Below are 22,256 nucleotides of genomic sequence, written 5' to 3'. Positions count from 1 at the left end.
GGTGCCCATGAGCGCCTCACAATCCAGTATCAGCTATTTCTTGCCCGACGAAGCTGCAACACAGCGTTTCGGCGAGGATTTCGCCCTCGCCCTGCAGAAGGGCGATCTTGTCACGCTTTCCGGCGATCTGGGGGCGGGAAAATCCTCGCTTGCCCGCGCTATCATCCGGGCAATTGCTGATGATGAAGGGCTGAACGTCCCAAGCCCGACTTTCACGCTGGTGCAAAGCTACGAGGCCCTGCGCATTGCTGTTGCCCATGCCGATCTTTACCGTATTTCACACGGTGAAGAACTGGATGAGCTGGGACTGCCGGAGTTTCTTGAGGATGGCGTGGTTCTGGCCGAATGGCCGGAGCAGGGCGAGGGTTTCCTGTCTGAACCGTCTTTTGCCGTCACGCTGAGCCACGAAGGGGCAGGGCGACGTATTAGCGTGTCGGGACCAGTGGCCGCGATCCAGCGGCTGGAACGCAGCCATGCGATACGCGCATTTCTGGACCTCCATGGCCGTGCCGATGCAACGCGCCGCTATTTGCAGGGCGATGCGTCACCACGCAAATACGAGACGATCCGCACGGCTGCCCACGGCGTCGAGATTTTGATGAATGCGCCGCAGATGCCCTATGATCCGCCGCTGCGTGACGGAAAAACCTATCGGCAGATTGCGCATCTTGCGGAAAACATCCTTGCCTTTGCTGCCATTAATGGGCTTCTGGCAGGGCAGGACTTCCGTGTACCGCAAATGCGTGCCGCCAATCTCGATGCCGGGTTCCTTATTCTTGAGAACCTCGGAACCGAGGGCGTGCGGGCATCGTCCGGTGAACCTGTCGCCGAACGCTATGAGGCCGCCGGACGCTTTCTGGCGCATCTGCATGGTGTTTCCTGGCCAGGCCATGCACCTGTGGCGGGGCATCCCGACCACATCATCGCCGGTTTCGACCGTGATGCGATGATGATCGAGGTCAGCCTCATCGGCCAGTGGTACGCGCCGCGCATGATGGGAAGGCAACTTACAGACGCAGAAAAGCAAGCTTACGAAGCCGCATGGGACCACGTGATCGCCGACATTGCCGATGTTGAGAAGAGCCTGCTCTTGCGCGACTATCATTCGCCCAACCTGTTCTGGTTTCCAGAAGCGGAAGGCAAGGACAAGATCGGTGTCATCGATTTTCAGGATGCGATGATTGGACCGGCAGCCTATGACGTGGCTTCGCTGGCCCTCGATGCGCGTGTGACGATTTCGCCGGAGCTGGAACAGGCTGTGGTCGCAGCCTATTGCGATGAGCGTTGTGCGCTCGGACATGCGTTCGACGAAGCTTTGTTCCGCAAGGCCTATGCGGCCATGGGCGCACAGCGTAACGCCAAGCTGCTCGGTCTTTTCGTGCGGCTCGATGAGCGTGATGGTAAGCCGGATTATCTAAAACATCTGCCACGCATTCATGACTATCTCGGCCGTGTGCTGAAGCATTCGGTCATGGCGCCAGTGGCGGCGTGGTTTGAGGAATTGGGATTGATGCAGCAGGAAGAGGCCGCGCAATGAAAATGCCTGAAATGGTCCCGAAGACGGCTATGGTTCTTGCCGCCGGACTTGGCAAGCGCATGCGTCCCATCACCGAAACCATTCCTAAACCGCTGGTCAAGGTGGCGGGCAAGCCCTTGATCGACTGGGGGCTCGATGCGGCGGCGCAGGCAGGTATCGGCACGGCAATCGTCAATGTGCACTATTTAGCCGGCCAACTGGAAGCGCATCTTCGTGACCGCAACGATCTTGAGATCGTGATTTCGGACGAACGCGAAATGCTGCTCGATTCCGCTGGCGGCATCGTGAAGGCGCTGCCGATACTCGGAACAGAACCGTTTGTCATATTGAATGCCGACACATTCTGGGTAGGCGACGAGAAAGCTCCTAATCTGTTGGCGCTCGCTGACGCTTGGGATGCCGACCGAATGGATATTCTCCTGATGACGGCACGTCTCGATCAGGAAACGGGTTATGAAGGCAAGGGTGATTTCGTTGCCGACGAAAACGGGCATCTGCGCCGCGCACGGGACATCTCCGGCGAGCCGGTGATCTATGCGGGAGCAGGGATCATCCATCCTCGTATCTTCGCTGGCGCGGAGCCCGGTGTGTCCTCACTCAACCGCTATTTCGACGAAGCGATTGCAGCCGGTCGCCTTTATGGTATGCCAATGACCGGACATTGGCTGACCGTCGGAACGCCGGACGCGATCGGCGAGGCGGAGGCAGCGCTTACCGCATTTGCATGAGGAGGTAGAACGCATGAGCGCAAGACGGCCCAGAGATGGGAAACAGCGCCTGTTTTCAATTCCTCCCGGCACGCCGTTTCTGCCTGCTTTTGCAAAAGCGCTTCTGGAAGGACGGCTGGTCGAAGGTTTTCCCGGCAATCCGTCCGATCCGCTGGCATTGGCCAATGCAACCATCTATGTGCCGACACGCCGTGCGGCGCGCGCGTTGAGATCGATACTCGTCGATAGGAATTCGACAAAAAGCGCTATTTTGCCGACGATAAAGCCGCTCGGCGATGTGGATGAAGATGCAGCTTTCTTCAATGCAGGCTCGTCGGGCGTCTTCGATATCAATCCACCGATCGGTACAGCGGAGCGGCTTCTGCTTCTAGCGCGATTGATCCGTCCTTGGCGGGAATCGCTGCCTTCGCATGTGCGCGCCCTTTTCGGTGTTGACGACGTTTCCGTTCCGGCAACGACTGCCGATGCGATCTGGCTCGCCCGCGATCTGGCAGGGCTGATGGATCAGGTCGAAACTGATGGGGCTAAATGGAGCGAGCTTGCTGGAATTGCTCCGGAAGACCTTGCCGACTGGTGGCAGGTTACGCTCGGTTTTCTCAACATCGTCACCAATCTGTGGCCGGATATTCTGGCGGAACGCCGGCTTTCGAATCCCGCTGCGCATCGCAACGATCTCATCTGGAGCGAAGTGAAGCGGCTGCGCGCCCATCCGCCAGCCGGGCCGGTTATCGTTGCCGGTTCCACCGGTTCCATACCGGCGACGGCGGAACTGATTTCCGCCATTGCGGACTTGCCGAATGGCGCGGTGGTGCTGCCGGGGCTGGATCGCGATCTGGATGATGCAGCTTGGCAGATGCTGGCATCGGCAACCGATAATCCTTCGACCTTCGGTCATCCCCAGTTCGGTTTGCGCAAGCTTCTCGATGCAATGCAGACATTGCGTGCGGATGTGGAACATCTGGACGATATGCCTGCCTCCAAGCGTCTGCGCGAACGGGTGGTCAGTGAAGCGCTTCGTCCGGCGGAAACGACCGATGCGTGGGGACAGCTTGCACGCGATCCCGATATGCAGCCGACTGCGTTGCGGCAGGCGGCGCAGACTATTGACCTGATTGAAACCGCGAATGAGCGGGAAGAGGCGCTTACTGTGGCTCTCGTCTTGCGCGACGCGATCAATGATGAAGGTAAAACAGCCGCGCTTGTTACGGCAGACCGCAATCTGGCGCGGCGCGTGGTGGGTGAACTTGCCCGTTTCGGCATTGATGCCGACGATTCCGGCGGACGGCATCTGCGTGATGTCGAGACCACGACATTGCTACGGCTGCTGGTGGAGACCGTCTTCAACCCGGGCGACCCGGTTGCGTTGCTGGCGCTGGTCAAGCATCCGCTGCTGCGGCTGGAAGCTCCCCGCATCGAGCGACGCCTTGCTGCCGAAACCCTGGAACTCATCGCCTTTCGCGGTGGCACGGGCCGCGCATCCGTGCTCGATCTTCCTGCATTTTTCGACCGGCGGTTGGAGGAAAGTGCCGGCCAGCCATGGCAACCGGCATGGCACGACACGGTCACACCGGACATGATCGCCGCTGCCCGAAATCTTTGCGAAAGCCTATCGAACGCGATGGCACCATTGGTACCTTTCGTTATCGCTGGACGCAGGACCGAGATCGGTGAAATCGCGCGTGCTACGGTCGAAGCATTGGAAAATCTCGCTCGGAATGAAAAGGCCAGCATCGCTCCTTTCTATTCCGGTGAACGTGGCGAACAGCTTGCCACCTTTTTGCGTGGTCTGGTTTCGAGCGAAGCTGGGCTCGACTTTGAAGCGTCGGAATGGCCAGCCGTACTGGATGCCCTGATGGCGGGCGAGACGGTCAAGCCGCATCCGGGCGGTCATCCGCGCCTCTTCATCTGGGGTGCGCTTGAAGCACGCCTGCAAACCATGGATACGGTGGTGATCGGCGGCCTCAACGAGGGAAGCTGGCCTGCACGCACCCGCAACGACCCATTCATGTCACGTCCCATGAAGTCGATGATCGCGCTCGATCCGCCCGAACGCCGCACCGGCCTTGCCGCCCACGATTTCCAGATGGCGCTTGGCATGGATCATGTCGTGCTGACGCGCTCGCAGCGTTCCGACAATGCGCCGACGGTGCCATCGCGCTGGCTGCAGCGGCTTGAAACTGTGCTGGGCGCGGATGTGACCGCCGAAATGCGCAAGCGCGGGGTTCGTTTCATCCAGTGGTCACGCGAAATCGATCAGGCGCCCGACGTGCCTTTCGTGAAAAGGCCACAGCCTGCGCCGCCGGTCCTTGCGCGCCCGAAGCATTTTTCGGTGACGGAAATCGAAACGTTGCGCCGCGATCCCTATGCGATCTTCGCCAAGAAGATATTGAAGCTGCGGCCGCTGGAGCCGTTGATCCGCGACCCGGCTGCAGCCGAACGCGGCACTTTGTTCCACGATATTCTGGGCCATTTTACGCAGGAGGCAATCGATCCGCTGGCTCCCGACGCTGCAGAGCGGTTGATGGAGTTGGGGCGCGTCCTCTTTGCCGATATGGATTTGCCGACGGAAATAGAGGCCGTTTGGTGGCCGCGCTTCACCGCGCTCATTCCGCAGTTTCTAGCTTGGGAACGCGAGCGCGCCTACAATGTCCAGACCCGCTTTGCGGAGATTTCATCCGATAAACGCGAGGTCGAAGGGCTTGGCATTACGCTTTCCGGTCGTGCTGACCGCATCGATCTGATGCGTGACGGGACAGCGGAAATCATCGATTACAAGACCGGATCGACACCATCGCCCAAACAGGCGCATGTGCTGCTATCGCCGCAGCTGGCGCTGGAAGCCGCACTTCTGGTGCGCGGCGCGTTTCGGGAACTTGGCTCGGTCCGTGCATCCGATCTGACCTATGTGCGTCTCAAGGCGGGCGGCGAGGTGAAGCCGGAATCGATCCTCAAGATCGGACGACCGCCATCGGAAAAAACTGCACCGGCTCTTGGCGAGGAATCCTGGCAGCGGCTGGCGCAATTGCTCGTCGAATATCAAAAACCGGAAAAAGGCTACCTGTCGCGCGCATTGCCGTTTCGCGAGACGGACCTGACGGGTGATTACGATCATCTGGCGCGAGTACTGGAATGGTCTGCCGGGGGCGATGCTGGCGGGGAGGGCGGTGAATGAAAAAGGCACCCATTATCCCCGAAGAAACGCTACGGGCACAGAGCAACGCGGCAAATCCGGCGGCTTCTGTCTGGGTGTCCGCCAATGCGGGTTCCGGCAAGACCCATGTTCTGACCGAACGTGTTATCCGCCTGCTGCTGGAGGGTACTGATCCTTCCAAGATTCTCTGCCTTACCTACACCAAGGCGGCTGCGGCGGTGATGCAGAACCGCGTGTTCATGCGGCTTTCAGAATGGGCTGTCCTGCCTGACGAAGAACTCGCCGAACGTCTGAAGTCGCTTGAAGGCCGCAGACCGAACGATGCTCGTCTTGCAGCAGCGCGACGGCTGTTCGCCCGTGCGCTCGAAACACCGGGCGGGCTTAAAATCCAGACCATCCACGCTTTCTGCGAAGCGATCCTGCACCAGTTCCCGCTTGAGGCGAACATTGCCGGTCATTTCGAGATGATGGATGATTTGATGCAGGCAGCCCTTGTCGGCGAAGCACGGCGCCAACTGCTCGAAACCGCGCATGGCGGCGGCGATATTGATCTCGCAGCGGCCTTTGCTGATGTTCTGCAGGCATCGGGCGAGATGGGGCTTCAATCGCTTCTGGATGAGGCCGTAAGCAGGCGCAATGGCCTGCAGACCTATATCGCCGAACTGGGCGTAGCGGCGCATCGCAGCGAAGCTCTGCACCGGGCTTTCCGCTTCGATCCGCAAACCAGCGAAGACGATCTCATCGCCGATCTCTGGCCGATACCGGAATTTTCCGACGATGCGCTCGAGCTCATCATGTCGATCCAGAAGGGTGCGTCGCGCGCGCAGGATTTTGCGCTGCAGCTCCGGCGTTTCGAAAAGGTGACGAGCCAGCGTGACCGCGAGGCCGTGTTGCGCGCCGCGTTTCTGAAAACTACTGGCGAGCCGAAATCCGGTTCCTATGTCGGCTCGGCGGCGGTCAAGAAACTTCTGCCGGATTTCGAAGAGGATTTTGACGCGGCAGCCGCGCGTGTCGAACAGGGTCTTGATCGGCTGAAGGAATTGCGTCTGGTGCGGCTCAATCTGGCCGCGCTGACGCTGATCGACAATCTGCTGCAACGCTATCACGACCTGAAGCGTCAGCGCGGCCTGCTCGATTTCGAGGATCTCATTACCCGGACCGTGGCGCTGCTCGCCCGCAACGGGGCAGGGCAGTGGGTTCAGTACAAGCTCGATCGCGGCATTGACCATATTCTGGTCGACGAGGCGCAGGACACCAGCCCCGACCAGTGGCAGGTAATCCGCATGCTGTCGGAAGAGTTTTTCTCCGGCGTCGGCCAACGCAATATCAGCCGCACGCTTTTTGCCGTTGGTGACGAAAAACAGTCGATCTATTCGTTCCAGGGTGCCGTGCCGGAGGATTTCGCGGCGCAGGGGAGGTCGGTCAGTCTTCGTGCGGAAGATGCCGAGCTGAAGTTCGAGCGCGTCAGCCTCAATTTCTCGTTCCGATCCGCACCCGATGTCTTGCAGGCGGTGGACGAGGTTTTTGCGAGACCCGAGGCCAATCGAGGCCTTGCAGGCGCAACGGTACATGAAGCTATTCGTTCCGATGCGCCGGGCGAGGTGGAAATCTGGGATATGCTGACGCCAGAAGTGGTGGAAGAGCCGGACGACTGGCGCGAGCCGGTCGATCATCTGGCAGCACCTGCCGTCCGGCTGGCGGATCAGATCGCGGCCACTATTCGTCACTGGCTGGATCGCGGCGAACCTATTCCGGGCCAGAACCGGCGGATCATGCCGCGTGACATCATGGTTCTGGTACGAAAGCGCGACCAGTTCATGCCTGCTTTGTCGCGGGCGCTGAAAAACCTGTCCGTTCCGGTAGCAGGTGCAGACCGCTTGCGGCTCACCAGCCATATTGCCATTCAGGACCTGATGGCACTCGGTCGTTTCGTGCTTCAGCCTTCGGACGATCTTTCGCTGGCATCGGTATTGAAAAGCCCGTTATTCGGCTGGGATGACGACCGGCTGTTCGAGCTTGCCCATCCGCGCGGTTCAGGCCTCACATTGTTCGAGCGGCTTTATCAGGTCTCGCGCGGCGATGCTGCACTGGCCGAGGTGCACAAGACCTTGAGCCGCTGGCGCAATATGGCCGACACGATGCCGGTGTTCGAGTTCTATGCACGGATATTGAGCGCGGACGGTGCGCGGCGAAAACTTCTGGCGAGGTTGGGGCCGGAGGCGGGCGATATCATCGACGAATTCCAGAATTATGCGCTTTCAGCCGAGCGTGCCGGTCTGCCCGGCCTGCAAGCCTACCTTGAAACACTGGAAGCGGCATCGCCGGAAATCAAGCGTGAACTTGATCAGGGGCGCAATGAAGTGCGCATCATGACTGTCCATGCCGCCAAGGGGCTGGAAGGGGCAGTGGTGTTTCTCGTTGATCCGGGAAGTGCGGTCTGGACTGGCAGTCGTGCGCCAAAGCTCATTCCTTTTGACTTTTCGAATGATAGTCCGTCGGTGAAAGGCTATCTCTGGCAACCGAATGCCGGATACCAGACCGGCTTCACGACCGCTCAGATCGAGAAGCTGAAAACGCGGGCGGAGGAAGAATATCGCCGCCTGCTCTATGTCGGCATGACGCGCGCCGAAGACCGGCTCATCATCTGCGGCTATCGCGGCACGCGTGAAAGCGGCGAAACATGGCATCGCCTTGTCGAGGATGCGTTGGCCACCAAGGCCGAGACATTCGTGCACCCCGTGCTGAAAGTCGCCGCAAGGCGCTATCGCAACACACCGCGCGGAATGGTCGATATTGCTGAGCAGGATAGAACCGAAGATCATGCGCTGCCATCATTTCCAGATGAATATAGAGAGCCGATAAAGCCGGAAATCGGACTGCCGCGACCGCTGGCGCCGTCCGGCGCTTCTGCGCTGATCGAAGCGGATGAAGAACCGCCGCTCGATTCGTTTTCGCCCGTTCTGGGACCGGGCAATGGGACGCCAGCCTTTGCGTTGCGACGCGGCACGGCGATCCATATGCTGCTGCAATATCTGCCGGATGTCCCACAGGATGGGCGTGAAACGCTGGCACGCGACTATCTTGGGCGGATTGCTGCCGACTGGCCGGAAACGGAGCGCCAGATTGCCTGGCAAAGCGTCAGGACCATTCTGGACGATCCCACCTATGCACCGGTCTTTGCGGAAGGCTCGCGCGGGGAAGTTGCCATCATGGGCACGATCGAGCTTGGCGGGCGCGATCATGCCGTGTCCGGTCAGATCGACCGCATCAGTGTTGGCGAGGATCGTGTCCTGATCATCGACTACAAGACCAATCGACCGCCACCGAAAACCATCGAGGCGGTTCCTTTCGCCTATCGGGCGCAGCTTGCGCTTTATCGCGAGTTGCTGGCCCCGCTCTATCCGGGGCGGATTGTCGAAACGGCGCTTCTGTTCACCGAAGGTCCGTTTTTGATGCCGCTGCCGGATGTGGTTCTGGACGAAGCGCTGCAGTCTCTGAAAGACTCTCAAGGAAAGGTGACGAACCAGAACTTGACGGATGGCAGCAGACGCGCCACATGATATAGCGAATGAAGAGCGGATCGTGTTGTGAGTCTGAAAAGATGTCTGCCGTTCTTGGTGAGAAAAGAGGATAGCCCTATGGCAACCGTTAAGGTCGATAACAGCAATTTTCAGTCGGACGTTCTTCAGTCGAGCGAGCCTGTCGTGGTGGATTTCTGGGCGGAATGGTGCGGTCCCTGCAAGATGATCGCGCCGGCTCTGGACGAAATCGCGACCGAAATGGCCGGTCAGGTCAAGATCGCCAAGGTTAATATCGATGAGAATCCAGAACTGGCAGCCCAGTTCGGCGTGCGTTCGATCCCGACGCTTCTGATGTTCAAGGACGGCGAACTCGCCGCCAATATGGTCGGCGCTGCTCCGAAGAGCCGTCTCGCCGACTGGATCAAGGCTTCTGCTGCATAAAGAACAGCATCATAAAAATGCAAAACCCGGCCTTCGAGCCGGGTTTTTGTTTGGAGCATTTCCAGCAAAAGTGTGAAGCGGTTTTTGCGCAGGATAATGCGACGAAATAAATACTTGGAGCGGTTCCAGCGACTCTGTTTTTACTGGAACCGCTCTAAAGCATGTCGCTGTTAACCGGATTCGGGATTCCCGTTTGGCTTGATCTGTGATTCACTTGTCTCATGGAAGGAGATGCACCATGGGCAAGCCGCATCCAATTGAGTTGCGTGAGCGTGTCGTTGCGTTTGTGAATGAGGGCAATAGTCACCGGGAAGCCGCTCGGCATTTCCGTGTTTCGCCTCGGTTCGTCAACAACATGATGATCCTGCATCGGTCATCCGGCTGTCTGGCCGCCGCCAGGCAGGGCCACCCGCCTGGAAGTGTGAAGCTTTTGGCTCATGGTGATTGGGTCCGCGAGCAGATGTCCGCCCGTGGCGAAACGACTTTGGACGAACTGTGCGTTGCGCTCGCGGAGCGCGGTATTGAAGTCCACCGCGCCACGGTCGGGCGATTTCTACACCGACTTGGGCTGAGCAATAAAAAAAAGCCTCAAGGCAAGCGAGCAGCGTAGACCAGAGATCGCCAAGGCGCGTGATCTTTGGATCAATCGCCGAAAGCGGTTCTTCAACAAGGCCTTGTCGCGTCTCATCTTTATCGATGAGACTTCCACAAATACGCGCCTGACAAAACGCACCGGATGGTCTACCAAAGGCAGGCGCTTTGCCGCCTATGCGCCCTTCGGAAAATGGAAGACACAGACCTTCATTGCCGGACTGCGCTGCCATGGCCTGACCGCGCCGTGGATCGTCGATGCACCGATGAACAGCCGCATCTTCGAAACCTGGATCGAGACACAGCTTGTGCCGACACTGTCAGCCGGTGATATAGTCATCCTCGACAATGTCGGCTTCCACAAAAGCCAGAAGGCTGAGCAACTGGTCAAGGCAAAGGGCGCTTGGTTTCTCTTCCTGCCGCCCTATTCGCCGGACCTGAACCCAATCGAAATGGCTTTCTCAAAACTCAAAGCACTTCTGAGAAAGCGAGCAGCACGCAGCTTCGACGCCATCTCAAAAGCACTTGGCGATATCATCAGTCTCTTCTCCATCAATGAATGCCAGAACTTCTTTAAGGCTGCTGGGTATGAGGCCGAATAAATGCGACACGCTTTAGAATTTGCCGTTAGGCGGGTGGTGTGCCGTTCTCTCTCAAAACTTCACCCGCAAGGTAAAGCGAACCGCCAATCAGGATACGCGGTGGCGCTTCATCCGGGGGCCACGTACCACGCAGAAGTTTCAATGCGTTGGCAACCGAATGCACAGGCTCTGCCGACAGGTTGGCTTTCTGGGCCGCGACCGCCAGCTCATCATTGGGGATACCCGCATCGCTGGACGGAACAGGCACGGTGAAAACATGCCGTGCCATACCGGCAAAGGCTTCGAAATAGCCGACCGGGTCCTTGGTGTTGATCATGCCGGTGATGAGGAACAGCGGGCGTTCATTGCGTTCTTCCAGATCGCCGAGTGCCTCCGCGATGACTGCGCCGGCACCCGGGTTATGACCGCCATCGAGCCAGATTTCGGAGGCTGCCGGGGCCATATCCACGAGCGCGCCATGGGTCAGGCGCTGCATGCGTGCTGGCCAGTCCACCACCATCAACGCTTTTTCGACGGCTTTGTCGGTCAGGCTGAAACCAGCCATCTGCACCGCCTCGATTGCCGCTGCGGCATTGGAAATCTGGTGACGTCCGGGCAGGCGCGGCAATGGCAGGTCGATCAGACCGTCCTCGTTCTGGAACACCATGCGACCATGCTCCTCGAAAGCGAGGAAATCCTGCCCGTAAACCGAAACCGGACAGCCAAGCCGGTCGGCAGTCGAGACGAGAACTTCCCGCGCTGCATCGAAAGGCTGGAAACCGACAACAACCGGGCAATCCTTCTTGATGATACCGGCTTTCTCGGCGGCAATCAGCTCCACGCGGTCGCCAAGATAGGCCTGATGGTCGATGGAAACCGGCATGATGAGCGAGACGGCAGGCTCGGCAATGACATTGGTGGCGTCGAAACGTCCACCAAGGCCGACTTCCATAACGACGACATCCGCCGGATGCTCGGAAAAGAGTACGAAAGCCACAGCCGTCAGAATTTCGAAAACGGTGATGTGCTGGCCGCCATTGGCTGCCGCAACGCGCTCTATGGCGTCGGCCAGAACATCGTCGCTGACCAGCCTGCCGCCGCCGGGCGCCGCCAGACGGTAGCGCTCATGCCAGTGGACGAGGTGCGGCGAAGTATGGACGTGAACGTCGAAGCCGCCCGCTTCCAGAAGCGCGCGGCAGAAAGCCGTCGCCGATCCCTTGCCGTTGGTTCCGGCAATATGGATGACCGGCGGCAATTTCAGATGCGGATTGCCGAGCTTTTCCAGAAGACCGCGGATGCGGTCTAATGAAAGATCGAAGCCTTTTGGATGCAACTGCATAAGCCGCTCGATTGCGGCGGCGGCTTTTTCTGTCACGATCAGGCTGCCTTGTCGGTTGCTTCCGTCTTTTCGTGTTCCGGCGCGTCGCTATTGCCCGGCTGCCTGGTCATGATCTTGAGAAGGCGCGCAATCGTGTCCTTCAGCTCGAGACGCGAGACGACCATGTCGACCATACCATGTTCCATGAGATAGTCGGCGCTCTGGAAGCCTTCCGGCAGCTTTTCACGGATCGTCTGTTCGATGACGCGCGGGCCGGCAAAGCCGATCAGTGCGCCGGGTTCGGCAATGTGGATATCGCCCAGCATGGCGTAGGAAGCCGTCACGCCGCCCGTAGTCGGATTGGTCAGAACGACGATATAGGGCAGGCCAGCTTCTTTCAGCATTTCCACAGCAACCGTGGTGCGCGGGAGCTGCATGAGCGACAGGATGCCCTCCTGCATGCGTGCACCACCCGAGGCGGCGAACAGAACCAGCGGACGCTTCAGCTCGATGGCCTTTTCAAAGCCTTGAATGATCGCTTCGCCGGCACCCATGCCGAGCGAACCGCCCATGAAGCCGAAATCCTGAACGGTGGCGACAATCGGCAGGCCGTCAATGGTGCCGAGGCCGTTGACGATAGCGTCATCCATGCCCGTGCGGGTGCGATAATCCTTGAGACGATCGATATATTTCTTCTCGTCGCGGAATTTCAGCGGATCGACCGGCACTTTGGGAGCTTCAAGCGTGGTGTATTCGCCATTGTCGAAGAAGAAACGCAGACGATCCTTCGCCTTGATGCGCATGTGATGACCCGAGGACGGGATCACAAACTGGTTGCTCTCAAGGTCTTTGTGAAACACCATTTCACCGGTCGACGGATCTTTGATCCAGAGGTTTTCCGGCATTTCACGACGGCCGAGCATCGAATTGATCTTCGGACGGACGTAGTTGGTGATCCAGTTCATGACGTTTGCTTCCGTTTCTTGTTCTTCGGCAAAGAGCTTCAGCCGCTTAGCACTTTTAAGATGTGCACTAAATGGACGATTTATTGGGCGGCTTCAAGGCGTGTGGCACGCACACTCTCCGCAAGGGCGTGGACAAGTCTGGTTGCAGCGGCGACAGGATCGCCCTTCGCCTTGCCGTTTTCGTCCAGTTCACCGGCAATCGCGTTGACAATCGCCGTGCCGACGACGACGCCATCGGCATGGGTGGCGATGGCTGCTGCCTGCTCCGGTGTCTTGACGCCGAAACCGACACAGATCGGCAGATCGGTGCTCTTCTTGATGTGACGCACAGCTTCACCGACCTTTGCCGTATCGGCAATGGCCGAACCGGTGATGCCGTTCATCGAGACGTAATAGACGAAGCCCGATGAATTATGCAGCACCTTCGGCAAGCGCTTGTCGTCCGTGGTTGGCGTGGTGAGGCGGATAAAATTGATACCCGCCTTCATGGCCGGAATGCAAAGCTCAGCATCCATTTCAGACGGAAGATCGACGACGATCAGCCCGTCCACGCCGGAAGCCTTGGCATCGGCCAGAAAGCGTTCCACGCCGTAAATATAGATCGGGTTGTAATAGCCCATCATGACGATCGGGGTCGTGTTGTCTTCCTTGCGGAATTCTGCTGCCATGTGCAACGTCTTGGCAAGCGTCTGACCGGCGTTGAGGGCGCGCAGGCCAGCGGCCTGAATGGCGGGTCCGTCTGCCATCGGATCGGAGAAGGGCATACCGAGTTCGATCACGTCGGCACCAGCCTTTGGCAAGGCCTTCATCACCTTGAGCGAGGTTTCCAGATCGGGATCGCCACCCATGAAATAGGTAACGAGCGCCGGACGGCCCTCGGCCTTCAGTTCAGCGAATTTGGTGTCGATGCGAGTAGTCATACCGTGCCCCGTGGCAAAGTGCGTGCCAGATAGTCGGCAACGGGCTTGCCCGCCATTGCCGTTTCCATCCATGCACGCCGTTCAAAGTCTATAATTCCGAGTTCCCACACGCAGGCCATCAGCAGCGGCTGTGCGGGCATGAAGTCCACCTCGTCGCCGAGTTCCGACTGCCAGAGGATTTCCGTAGCGATGCCGCCCTCAAGCCACCAGTGCAGCAGCAGCCAGAGGCCCTCCTCGCCCTGATGAAGAACGGCGAAACCGACGCCCAGATGCGGCAATGCGGTGAGCTTTTCAGCGGCAGTTTCAATCTGTCTGCGGGCGAGGCCGACAGCAGCCTCCGCGACAGGATTGGTTGGATCGGCTTCAATGATGTTGAGCTTGATCGTCGCCGGACCGCACGTCGTCAGGCCGTCGAACCATGCGGCACGCGGCTTGTAGGCGGAGATTTCGGCGACGTTATTACCCATGTCAGATGTCCATGCCGAGAAGCTTGCCGACCGTGTGGACATCCTTGTCGCCACGACCGGACAGATTGACGATCATGACCTGATCCTTGCCCATGGTCGGTGCCATTTTCACAGCCTGCGCGATGGCATGTGCGGATTCGAGGGCAGGGATGATGCCTTCGGTGCGGGTGCAAAGCTGAAATGCATCCAGCGCCTCATCATCGAGGATTGGCACATAATCGACGCGCCCGCTGTCTTTCAGCCATGAATGTTCAGGCCCGACGCCCGGATAGTCGAGACCGGCAGAAACGGAATGACCTTCGAGAATCTGACCGTCATCGTTCTGGAGGAGGTAGGTGCGGTTGCCATGCAGAACGCCGGGACGACCTGCGCTCATTGAAGCGCAATGTTCTTCACCGTCGAGACCGCGTCCGCCCGCTTCGACACCGACGATCTTCACCGAGGCGTCGTCAAGGAACGGATGGAACAGACCGATGGCATTGGAACCGCCGCCGACCGCTGCCACGATCACATCCGGCAGGCGTCCTTCCTGTTCCAGAATCTGTTGGCGCGCTTCGTTGCCGATCACCGACTGGAAGTCGCGCACCAGTTCCGGATAGGGATGCGGACCGGCAGCCGTACCGATCAGGTAATAGGTGTCTTCGACATTTGTCACCCAGTCACGCAGGGCTTCGTTCATCGCGTCCTTGAGCGTGCCGTTGCCTGCAGAAACCGGGATCACTTCGGCACCAAGCAGCTTCATGCGGAACACATTCGGCTTCTGACGTTCGACGTCGGTTGCGCCCATATAGACCACGCAGGGCAGGCCGAAACGCGCGGCAACGGTGGCCGAAGCCACACCATGCTGTCCGGCGCCGGTTTCAGCGATGATACGGGTCTTGCCCATGCGTTTGGCAAGCAGAATCTGGCCGAGGCAATTGTTGATCTTGTGACTGCCGGTGTGATTGAGGTCTTCACGCTTGAAGTAGATTTTCGCACCGCCCAAATGTTTGGTCAGGCCTTCGGCATAATAGAGCTTGGAAGGACGACCGGCATAATAGGTTGAAAGCGCGTTCAGCTCAGCTTTGAATTCAGGATCGTTCTTCGCCGTTTCATAGGCTTCCTGCAATTCAAGGATCAGCGGCATCAGCGTTTCGGCGACGAAGCGTCCGCCGAAAATACCGAACATGCCCTCTTCATCGGGGCCTGTCTTATAGGAATTGGGTGCAACCGGCTTGTTCAACGCTTCCGCTCCGTCAGTTCAGGCTGTCTACAGGGCATCGGCGCGCATCGGCGACAGCCCGGAAAAAATTCTCGATGAGACGCACATCCTTTTCGCCGGGCGCGCGCTCGACGCCGGACGATATATCGATGCCCGGCGCCTGGGTCTTGTGCAGCGCTTCGGCGATATTGTCCGCACTCAATCCACCGGAAAGCATGTAATCGATATCCGCGTCAAGCGCCGCCAGAAGTTCCCAGTCGAATGACACGCCATTGCCGCCGGGCAGCTCAGAGCCCCTTGGCGGTTTGGCATCGAACAGGAAACGGTCGGCTATGCCTTTATAGGCTGCAATCGCGGCAAGGTCGCTGGCTTCGCGCACCGAAAAAGCCTTCATGACCGGCAGGCCATAACGCGCCTTGATGAAGGCCACGCGTTCCGGCGTCTCATGCCCGTGAAGCTGCAGAATATCTGGCTTCACGGTTTTCACGATATCATCCAGCGTTTCATCGTCCGCATCGACTGTAACGGCAACGACAAGCGCACGTCCCTTGACCGCATCGCGCAGGCCTGCCGCTGCCTGCGGGGTTATATGGCGCGGGCTTTTTGGAAAGAAGATGAAACCGATATGCGTCGCACCGCCGTCGAGAGCGGCGGCAACAGCATCGGGGGTTTTAAGCCCGCATATCTTGATATCGAGAACCATGGTTTTCCGTCGCATAAATCCGGGGTCTACTCAAGTTATTCCGTCCATTGTCGACCTATTCGGAGACCGGATGGCCGTCAAAACCCTGTGCGATCAGAAAATCATACGCCTCCATGACCTCAAGGGGAACAGCCTGCGCGATCTGATAGCCCCTGGCGGGATATTCCAGAATGCGTTGAAGATCGCCGGTCATCTCGCTGATAAGCATTTCGACCGGATGATCTGCCGTTGGCTGGTCCTCGAAGGATACGAGCGGCGCGGTGATGCTTGCGCGTGCCTCCGGCCATTGCCGGGCCGCGGTCGCCAGAACGCGGCGTTGGGTCTGCGGCTTGGTCACAAGGATGGCGCTGATTGCACCGGGTGCAAGCCGTTCGCGACTGAACCTTATATTTTCGCCGATATTGGTGGCATTGGGTTCGATGGTGATCGCTTCTTCAGGCACGCCGCGCCTGATTGCGATTTCAGCAAAAGCTTCTGCTTCACTTGCCTTGTAGAGCCTGTCCGTCCAGTGACCACTTTTGCCGGTGAATACCAGCCACGTCGCCATGCCGGCCAGAAAGAGATCGGCTGCCCTCTCGGCAACGCGTGGATCGTAGCTGCCAAGCCCGATAATGACATCGGCGGTTTCCAGCGAATCATAGATGCAGTGATAATCCCACAGCACCTTGGCGGCGGTCAGTATGGATGCGGTCATGTGAAGTCGATAGCCTGTAATGCGCTGCCATTGCGCTTCAGCCAAGCCTTGCAGCGCTCCGTATCGGGGCAAAGCTCATGGCAGAGTTTCCAGAATTTCGGCCCATGGTTCATCTCGATGAGATGGGCCACCTCATGGGCAACGAGATAATTGATCACCGGGGCAGGGGCCATGCCGATGCGCCAGGAGAAAGAAAGGATGCCGTCCGAGGTACACGACCCCCAGCGGCTCTTCGTATCCTTGAAGCGCACTGCCTTGGCCTTGCGGCCGACAGCTGCGGTGTGACGGACGACAAGCGCCTCGATCTCGCGCTTCACTTCGCGCTTGATGTGATCGGCAACGCGGCGTGGCAGATGTGCCGGGTCGCCATGGACGAGCAGAATATTGCCTTCGAGAAGCTGTGTGGTGCCGCGCCCGGGCTGATGCACGATCTTGTGTGGCACGCCACGCAAGGGGATTTTGATACCGGCGCGCACGCCTGGCTGGTCGGGTAGTTTTGCAATGCGGCTTTCGATCCAGCCTTCATGGCGGTTGAGGAAGCTCAGCACCTCGCGCTCGGGAAGGCCGGGCGGAACCGTAATACGCAGTCCCCTGCCGCCTGCTTCGATACGCAGGGTCAGTCGTTTGGCACGCGGATTCTCGAAAACACGTAAAGGAAGTTCGCGTCCGGCGACCGCATGGATACGTTCGCTGCGAACGGTTGTCGTTCCAGCGGATGCCCCTTTACCGCTGATTTGCCGAAGAAAGGATAAGCCCATCGCTTAAGAATAAGCGATTCGCTTAAAAAGCCAGAAAAAATTGCTGTTTTGACCGAAACGGCGCAGCCAAACCGCGCCGTTTCGAGAGATTTCAGGGTGTTATACCTTATCAAAGATCGGTGATGTCGTCCTTGCCGCCTTTCGCGCGCGGGGCAGGCGTCTTCTTCGAGGCCGCACGGCGTTCAGCCATGAAGCGGTCGAATTCTTCCTTGTCGCGAGCGCGGCGAAGTTCTGCAGCATAGGCCTCGAATTCGGCGCGTGCTTCTTCAAGCTTGCGGCGTTCTTCGGCCAGTCGTTCCAGCTCGGCGCGGCGCCAGTCGTCAAAAGCCTCGTTGCCGGTGGTGCTACCGAAGTTGAAGCTTTCGCCCTTGCGGCAGTTGCGAAACGATCCGAACATGGAATCGGTCTTCTCGTTCACGCCGCGCTTGAATCCTTCGAGGCGGTCGCCCCAGAGGATATAGGCCAGCATGGCAAGGCCAAGCGGCCAGAACAGGATAAAGCCGAGCACCATCAGCGCAATCGTGGCTGGCGTCCATGCCGGGCGGATCAATGCAGTATTGGTCATGGTCTGCTCCGTCGAAAAGCGCATGCCATTCAACCGTTCGACATCGTCCGGCAACATGCGCAAAACCAAGGCCTGCCAGCCCGCCCTGTGCGGGCATTTTGTTCTGGCGGCTTGACTTCGACGTGGTGAAAAGATTGCGGCTTTTCAAGAATGCAACTTGCGGATTCAGGCCACGCTTCTGCTAACCAATGTGATTAATTCGAAATTTTTTTGCGAAAATGTTCGAGAAAAGTGACGGCAAGCCCGGCGATCAGTGCCCAGAAGGCAGAGCCAACGCCGAAAAATGCCATGCCGGAGGCCGTCACGGCAAAGGTTATGGTCGCCGCAAGACGCTCATGTTCATCCTTCAGCGCCAATGACATGGCGTTGATGAACGGGCCTGTCAGGGCAAGCCCGGCAACAAGTGCGATGAGCGTTACCGGCAATACGGCAAAGATCGCGACCAATGACGCCCCGAAGAGGGCAAACACCACATAGATCGCCGCATAGACCGGACCGGTAAGCCAGCGTTTCGTGTGATTGGGATGTGCATCGGGATTGGTGCAGAGTGCCGCCGAAATCGCGGCAAGATTGGTGGTAGAGGCGCCGAAAGGAGCCGTCAGCAGTGAAAACAGGCCGGTTACGCGCAGGCAGGCGCTGGTTGGCGGCTCATAGCCTGAAGCACGCAGTACGGCGAAACCCGGCAGGTTCTGCGAGGCCATGGTCACCAGATAAAGCGGGATCGCGATGCCGATCATCGCACCCATGTGGAACTCTGGCCATATGAGGGTCAGCGTGGAGATTTCAGGCGCGGGCAGGGCTGGTGAGCGCCCCGTGAGCAATGCGAAGATCATCCCGATCACCAGAACGGCAATGACGGCGAGCGACGGGTTGAACAGGCGGATAATAAAGAACAGCGCCACCAGCGGCAGGACGAAAACCGGATCGCCAGGCACAGTCTTGGCGGCGGCAATGACGAAACTCAGCAGCACACCTGCAAGCATACCTGATGCGACGGATGCGGGAATGCGGGAAACAAGCACCGACAATTGGCGGATCAGTCCGGTGGCGACCAGTGCGAGTGCCGTCACGATGAATGCGCCAACCGCTTCCGGCATGGTGAAACCGGCACTGGCGCCGATCAGCGCCAGCCCCGGTGTAGACCAGGCCGCGATGATCGGCATCTTGTAGCGAATGCTGAGCCAGGCGGATGAGGCGGCAATCGCAAGGCAAATCGCCGTCACCCAGCTTGCAGTTTCGGCCTGTGTGGCGCCCAGCACCTGCGCTGCGGCAATGATGAGTGCCAGTGTGCCGCCGAAACCGACAATGGCCGCAACCGCTGAGGAAGCGAAAACCGAAAACCGCATGATTTCGCTCCGTTATGATTTTTCGCCGATGCGTTCCGCCAGACCGGATACGGTGCGGATCAGAAGATCGAGATCCTGCGGTCGCGACAGGCGATGATCCCCGTCGCGCACCAGTGTCAGGGTCACGTCATCGACGGGCAGGTGTTCCACCAGCGTCAGCGCATGCTTGTAGGGAACATCGGGGTCCTGCATGCCTTGCAGGATATGAACCGGACAGCCGGTCTCGATAATACCCTTGAGAACCAGGTTCTTCCGTCCGTCCTCGATCAGCGCACGGGTATAGACATAAGGATTGGGCGAATATTCGGAGGGTTCTTCAAAATAGCCCTTTTCCTGAAGGTCGTTTTTCTGCGCGTCGGAAAGTGTTGGCTCCACAAGTACAGCCGTAAAATCCGGAGCAGGTGCGATCAGGACGATCCCGGCAGGCGGGTTCCCTTCCTTCTTGAGCTCCTGCGCCATGCGCAGCGCGATCCAGCCACCCATTGATGAGCCAACCAGAATCTGCGGTCCTTTGGCAAATTTGCGATAAACGGCGAGGCTTTCGTTCAGCCAGCGCGAGATGGTGCCTTGATTGAAATCGCCGCCGGATTCGCCGTGGCCGGAATAATCGAGCCTGAGTGAGCTGTGCCCGGTCTCAGCCGCCCATTCATCGAGGACGACCGCCTTGGTGCCCAGCATGTCGGAACGATAGCCGCCGAGCCAGACCACACCGGGAGATTTGCTTCCGGCTCTGTAACGCAGGGCGATTTTCGCTCCGTCCACGTCGATGAATTCCGGCCCCGCAACGCTCATGACAAATCTCCTCATTTTCCGGGAGTGTTTTTGCATGTTCGCAAAAGAGAGAAAACCCGCATGTGGGGCGAGGCCCTTGAAATGACGGCAAATGTGACCGATATGCCGCTTGTCCGCCGCGAAATGACAACAAAAAGAACGTTTATCACGCGGGGGTGATTTTTCCTGTCAAAGATGCTATTGACTTCGCCGCCCGCTTGACGACATTTCCGCGATCAACTGCGGTTTGATTGGGGATATGCCGTCTGGCAGCGAGTATCCGACCGCATGAGACGTAACAATTCAGGAGATAACGACCATTCGCCGACCCTTCAGAGCGACGCCGGTTCAGAAAGACGGACCGCGCTCCAACCGTGATATCCGGGTTCCCCGGGTTCAGCTTATCGATGCCGAAGGCCAGAACCACGGTGATGTTTCCATTCAGGAAGCTATCGCCATGGCTGAAGAAGCAGGTCTCGATCTCGTCGAGATCGTGCCGAACGCAGAGCCTCCGGTTTGCAAGATCGTCGACCTCGGCAAGCTGAAGTATCAGAATCAGAAAAAGGCCGCCGAAGCGCGCAAGAAGCAGAAAACGGTTGAAATCAAGGAAATCAAGATGCGACCGAACATCGACACCCATGACTATGAGGTGAAGATGAAGGCTGCTCTGCGTTTCTTTGAGGAAGGCGACAAGGTCAAGGTTACCTTGCGTTTCCGTGGACGTGAAATGGCGCACCAGGAACTTGGCATGAAGCTTTTGCAGCGCGTCAAGGAAGACACTGTCGAAATCGCCAAGGTTGAGTCCGAGCCGAAGCTTGAAGGCCGTCAGATGATGATGGTTCTCGCTCCGCGCTGAGCATTTCGAAATGCCTTGGAAAAGCCGCCTTCGGGCGGCTTTTCTTTTGGCCAGACAAATTGGATCATGGAATCGCAATGAAGACTTTGGGCGAATTGGGTAAATATCAGCAGCGTCGGCGTCTTGCGATCGGCGCCGTCGTGGTGCTTCTGGTCGTGGCGCTGCTTTTTGTCAGCTCGCAATCGACCGGCCATTTTCATGAATATATCGAGGCGTTCGGCCTCAGTCTGATCGTCGCGGCCATCATCGGACGCATGTGGTGCACGCTCTATATCGGCGGGCGCAAGAGCGCGGAAATCGTGCAGAGCGGACCGTATTCGGTCACGCGCAATCCACTTTACGTCTTCAGCAGCATCGGCGCGATGGGTATCGGCGCGCAGACCGGCAGCATCATCATTGCGATCGCCTTCGGCGTGCTTTGCTATCTCGCTTTCTCGGTTGTCATCCGGACGGAAGAGAAATTTCTCAAGCAGAATTTCGGCAAGCCTTATGAAGCCTATTGTGCGAGCGTTCCGCGTTTCTTTCCGAAGTTTTCGCTGTTTCGTGACGACAAGGAACTGATCGTCCGGCCTGACCGGATTTATCGCACTTTTCAGGACGGCCTGGTGTTCTTCGTGGCCTATCCGTTTTTCGAGTTCGTGGAATATCTGCAGGACATTCACGTCCTGCCAGTACTTCTGCGGCTTTATTGACGTTCCGGTTGCGATTCAACCCGATTTGGGCCAATTCGGGCATTGCGTTTTGCGGTCTTTGAGCCTATAAGGCCGCGTTCGAACCGCCCGGCAGGGCATGCCGTGGCGGTTTCGTATGCTTTTCGGGCTTGGTCAGTCCGGAAGTAAAACTAGGTTCCCATCCGCATCAGGCATGACCGGACGCCACGCAAGAGGCGTCGAGTGTCGAAGGCACGAGGGGGATCGCAAAGAAGGAGTAGCAAAATGCCCAAGATGAAGACCAAATCGGCCGCCAAGAAGCGGTTCAAGATCACCGGCACCGGCAAAATCAAAGCCGCAGCTGCTGGTAAGCGTCATGGCATGATCAAGCGTTCGAACAAGTTCATTCGCGATGCACGCGGCACCATGGTTCTCGCCGATGCCGATGCAAAGATCGTGAAGCAGTTCCTGCCGAACGGCCTCTAAGATTAG

General features: G+C 58.4%; 21 protein-coding genes. 10 read left to right on the top strand and 11 right to left on the bottom strand.

Annotated elements, in window-relative coordinates; translation table 11 throughout:
- Positions 1 to 7 precede the first annotated feature (7 nt).
- The 7 genes from OANT_RS04240 (at position 8) to OANT_RS27085 (ending at position 10,571) form a co-directional block, all read left to right on the top strand.
- Complete coding sequence (locus OANT_RS04240) at positions 8 to 1,537, top strand: bifunctional tRNA (adenosine(37)-N6)-threonylcarbamoyltransferase complex ATPase subunit type 1 TsaE/phosphotransferase (protein ID WP_012091048.1); 1,530 nt, start codon at positions 8 to 10, stop codon at positions 1,535 to 1,537.
- On the top strand, positions 1,534 to 2,265 hold the full coding sequence (locus OANT_RS04235) for a nucleotidyltransferase family protein (RefSeq protein ID WP_012091047.1): 732 nt from the start codon (positions 1,534 to 1,536) through the stop codon (positions 2,263 to 2,265). The genes OANT_RS04240 and OANT_RS04235 overlap by 4 nt, the downstream gene beginning before the upstream one ends.
- A 13-nt stretch (positions 2,266 to 2,278) precedes the next feature.
- On the top strand, positions 2,279 to 5,437 hold the full coding sequence (addB, locus tag OANT_RS04230; RefSeq protein WP_012091046.1) for a double-strand break repair protein AddB: 3,159 nt from the start codon (positions 2,279 to 2,281) through the stop codon (positions 5,435 to 5,437).
- Positions 5,434 to 8,976, top strand: coding sequence for a double-strand break repair helicase AddA (gene addA, locus OANT_RS04225; RefSeq protein ID WP_012091045.1), 3,543 nt, complete (start codon positions 5,434 to 5,436; stop codon positions 8,974 to 8,976). Before addB ends, addA begins: the two co-directional genes overlap by 4 nt.
- A gap of 78 nt (positions 8,977 to 9,054) precedes the next feature.
- Positions 9,055 to 9,378, top strand: a complete 324-nt coding sequence (gene trxA, locus OANT_RS04220; RefSeq protein ID WP_006473274.1) for a thioredoxin — start codon at positions 9,055 to 9,057, stop codon at positions 9,376 to 9,378.
- Between the two features lie 238 nt (positions 9,379 to 9,616).
- On the top strand, positions 9,617 to 9,988 hold the full coding sequence (locus tag OANT_RS27090; RefSeq protein WP_011982874.1) for a winged helix-turn-helix domain-containing protein: 372 nt from the start codon (positions 9,617 to 9,619) through the stop codon (positions 9,986 to 9,988).
- Between the two features lie 64 nt (positions 9,989 to 10,052).
- Positions 10,053 to 10,571, top strand: coding sequence for an IS630 family transposase (locus OANT_RS27085; protein WP_011982875.1), 519 nt, complete (start codon positions 10,053 to 10,055; stop codon positions 10,569 to 10,571).
- A gap of 25 nt (positions 10,572 to 10,596) precedes the next feature.
- On the opposite strand, the gene OANT_RS04205 is transcribed toward OANT_RS27085, so the two are convergent.
- From OANT_RS04205 to OANT_RS04155, 11 genes are all read right to left on the bottom strand, one after another.
- Complete coding sequence (locus tag OANT_RS04205; RefSeq protein WP_012091043.1) at positions 10,597 to 11,889, bottom strand: bifunctional folylpolyglutamate synthase/dihydrofolate synthase; 1,293 nt, start codon at positions 11,887 to 11,889, stop codon at positions 10,597 to 10,599.
- Positions 11,890 to 11,927: 38 nt separating this feature from the next.
- Positions 11,928 to 12,833 (bottom strand): acetyl-CoA carboxylase, carboxyltransferase subunit beta, encoded by a 906-nt coding sequence (gene accD, locus OANT_RS04200; protein ID WP_012091042.1) that lies wholly within the window; start codon positions 12,831 to 12,833, stop codon positions 11,928 to 11,930.
- 80 nt (positions 12,834 to 12,913) lie between these two features.
- Positions 12,914 to 13,753 carry a tryptophan synthase subunit alpha gene (gene trpA / locus OANT_RS04195; RefSeq protein WP_012091041.1) on the bottom strand — a complete coding sequence of 280 codons (840 nt, stop codon included), beginning with the start codon at positions 13,751 to 13,753 and terminating at the stop codon, positions 12,914 to 12,916.
- Positions 13,750 to 14,220 (bottom strand): hypothetical protein, encoded by a 471-nt coding sequence (locus tag OANT_RS04190; RefSeq protein ID WP_012091040.1) that lies wholly within the window; start codon positions 14,218 to 14,220, stop codon positions 13,750 to 13,752. The genes trpA and OANT_RS04190 overlap by 4 nt, the downstream gene beginning before the upstream one ends.
- 1 nt (position 14,221) lies before the next feature.
- On the bottom strand, positions 14,222 to 15,442 hold the full coding sequence (gene trpB / locus OANT_RS04185) for a tryptophan synthase subunit beta (RefSeq protein WP_010657692.1): 1,221 nt from the start codon (positions 15,440 to 15,442) through the stop codon (positions 14,222 to 14,224).
- Positions 15,443 to 15,455: 13 nt separating this feature from the next.
- Entirely contained in the window at positions 15,456 to 16,124 is a 669-nt protein-coding gene (locus tag OANT_RS04180; RefSeq protein WP_040129063.1) for a phosphoribosylanthranilate isomerase, read from the bottom strand.
- Positions 16,125 to 16,179: 55 nt separating this feature from the next.
- Positions 16,180 to 16,818: a YdcF family protein gene (locus tag OANT_RS04175; RefSeq protein ID WP_012091038.1), complete on the bottom strand. Its 639-nt coding sequence runs from the start codon at positions 16,816 to 16,818 to the stop codon at positions 16,180 to 16,182.
- Positions 16,815 to 17,576 carry a M48 family metallopeptidase gene (locus OANT_RS04170; protein ID WP_010657695.1) on the bottom strand — a complete coding sequence of 254 codons (762 nt, stop codon included), beginning with the start codon at positions 17,574 to 17,576 and terminating at the stop codon, positions 16,815 to 16,817. Before OANT_RS04170 ends, OANT_RS04175 begins: the two co-directional genes overlap by 4 nt.
- Positions 17,577 to 17,685: 109 nt before the next feature.
- Positions 17,686 to 18,141, bottom strand: a complete 456-nt coding sequence (locus OANT_RS04165; protein ID WP_010657696.1) for a DUF2852 domain-containing protein — start codon at positions 18,139 to 18,141, stop codon at positions 17,686 to 17,688.
- Positions 18,142 to 18,335: 194 nt separating this feature from the next.
- Positions 18,336 to 19,487 (bottom strand): benzoate/H(+) symporter BenE family transporter, encoded by a 1,152-nt coding sequence (locus OANT_RS04160; RefSeq protein ID WP_012091037.1) that lies wholly within the window; start codon positions 19,485 to 19,487, stop codon positions 18,336 to 18,338.
- Between the two features lie 12 nt (positions 19,488 to 19,499).
- Positions 19,500 to 20,279 carry an alpha/beta hydrolase gene (locus tag OANT_RS04155; RefSeq protein WP_012091036.1) on the bottom strand — a complete coding sequence of 260 codons (780 nt, stop codon included), beginning with the start codon at positions 20,277 to 20,279 and terminating at the stop codon, positions 19,500 to 19,502.
- Between the two features lie 298 nt (positions 20,280 to 20,577).
- Between OANT_RS04155 and infC the strand changes: the two genes are divergently transcribed.
- From infC to rpmI, 3 genes are all read left to right on the top strand, one after another.
- Positions 20,578 to 21,114, top strand: coding sequence for a translation initiation factor IF-3 (infC, locus tag OANT_RS04150; RefSeq protein ID WP_012091035.1), 537 nt, complete (start codon positions 20,578 to 20,580; stop codon positions 21,112 to 21,114).
- Between the two features lie 77 nt (positions 21,115 to 21,191).
- A complete protein-coding gene (locus tag OANT_RS04145) occupies positions 21,192 to 21,806 on the top strand; it encodes a methyltransferase family protein (protein WP_010657701.1) in 615 nt (204 codons plus the stop codon).
- A 243-nt stretch (positions 21,807 to 22,049) separates the two neighbouring features.
- Positions 22,050 to 22,250 carry a 50S ribosomal protein L35 gene (gene rpmI / locus OANT_RS04140; RefSeq protein WP_006473268.1) on the top strand — a complete coding sequence of 67 codons (201 nt, stop codon included), beginning with the start codon at positions 22,050 to 22,052 and terminating at the stop codon, positions 22,248 to 22,250.
- Positions 22,251 to 22,256: the final 6 nt, after the last annotated feature.

It is taken from the genome of Brucella anthropi ATCC 49188, assembly GCF_000017405.1.
GTDB classification, from domain to species: Bacteria; Pseudomonadota; Alphaproteobacteria; order Rhizobiales; family Rhizobiaceae; genus Brucella; species Brucella anthropi.
Note: the sequence above shows the minus strand (reverse complement) of the source record. Positions and strands in the feature narration are given on the sequence as shown.

Excerpts from the sequence above, each read along its gene's own strand:
- addA (WP_012091045.1), top strand. The coding sequence starts at position 5,434 with ATGAAAAAGGCACCCATTATCCCCGAAGAAACGCTACGGGCACAGAGC.
- OANT_RS04170 (WP_010657695.1), bottom strand. The coding sequence starts at position 17,576 with ATGGGCTTATCCTTTCTTCGGCAAATCAGCGGTAAAGGGGCATCCGCT.
- trxA (WP_006473274.1), top strand. The coding sequence starts at position 9,055 with ATGGCAACCGTTAAGGTCGATAACAGCAATTTTCAGTCGGACGTTCTT.
- OANT_RS04235 (WP_012091047.1), top strand. The coding sequence starts at position 1,534 with ATGAAAATGCCTGAAATGGTCCCGAAGACGGCTATGGTTCTTGCCGCC.
- OANT_RS04175 (WP_012091038.1), bottom strand. The coding sequence starts at position 16,818 with ATGACCGCATCCATACTGACCGCCGCCAAGGTGCTGTGGGATTATCAC.
- rpmI (WP_006473268.1), top strand. The coding sequence starts at position 22,050 with ATGCCCAAGATGAAGACCAAATCGGCCGCCAAGAAGCGGTTCAAGATC.
- accD (WP_012091042.1), bottom strand. The coding sequence starts at position 12,833 with ATGAACTGGATCACCAACTACGTCCGTCCGAAGATCAATTCGATGCTC.
- OANT_RS04190 (WP_012091040.1), bottom strand. The coding sequence starts at position 14,220 with ATGGGTAATAACGTCGCCGAAATCTCCGCCTACAAGCCGCGTGCCGCA.
- OANT_RS04155 (WP_012091036.1), bottom strand. The coding sequence starts at position 20,279 with ATGAGCGTTGCGGGGCCGGAATTCATCGACGTGGACGGAGCGAAAATC.
- OANT_RS04145 (WP_010657701.1), top strand. The coding sequence starts at position 21,192 with ATGAAGACTTTGGGCGAATTGGGTAAATATCAGCAGCGTCGGCGTCTT.
- OANT_RS04160 (WP_012091037.1), bottom strand. The coding sequence starts at position 19,487 with ATGCGGTTTTCGGTTTTCGCTTCCTCAGCGGTTGCGGCCATTGTCGGT.
- OANT_RS04240 (WP_012091048.1), top strand. The coding sequence starts at position 8 with ATGAGCGCCTCACAATCCAGTATCAGCTATTTCTTGCCCGACGAAGCT.
- OANT_RS04205 (WP_012091043.1), bottom strand. The coding sequence starts at position 11,889 with ATGCAGTTGCATCCAAAAGGCTTCGATCTTTCATTAGACCGCATCCGC.
- addB (WP_012091046.1), top strand. The coding sequence starts at position 2,279 with ATGAGCGCAAGACGGCCCAGAGATGGGAAACAGCGCCTGTTTTCAATT.
- trpA (WP_012091041.1), bottom strand. The coding sequence starts at position 13,753 with ATGACTACTCGCATCGACACCAAATTCGCTGAACTGAAGGCCGAGGGC.
- OANT_RS04165 (WP_010657696.1), bottom strand. The coding sequence starts at position 18,141 with ATGACCAATACTGCATTGATCCGCCCGGCATGGACGCCAGCCACGATT.
- OANT_RS27090 (WP_011982874.1), top strand. The coding sequence starts at position 9,617 with ATGGGCAAGCCGCATCCAATTGAGTTGCGTGAGCGTGTCGTTGCGTTT.
- OANT_RS04180 (WP_040129063.1), bottom strand. The coding sequence starts at position 16,124 with ATGGTTCTCGATATCAAGATATGCGGGCTTAAAACCCCCGATGCTGTT.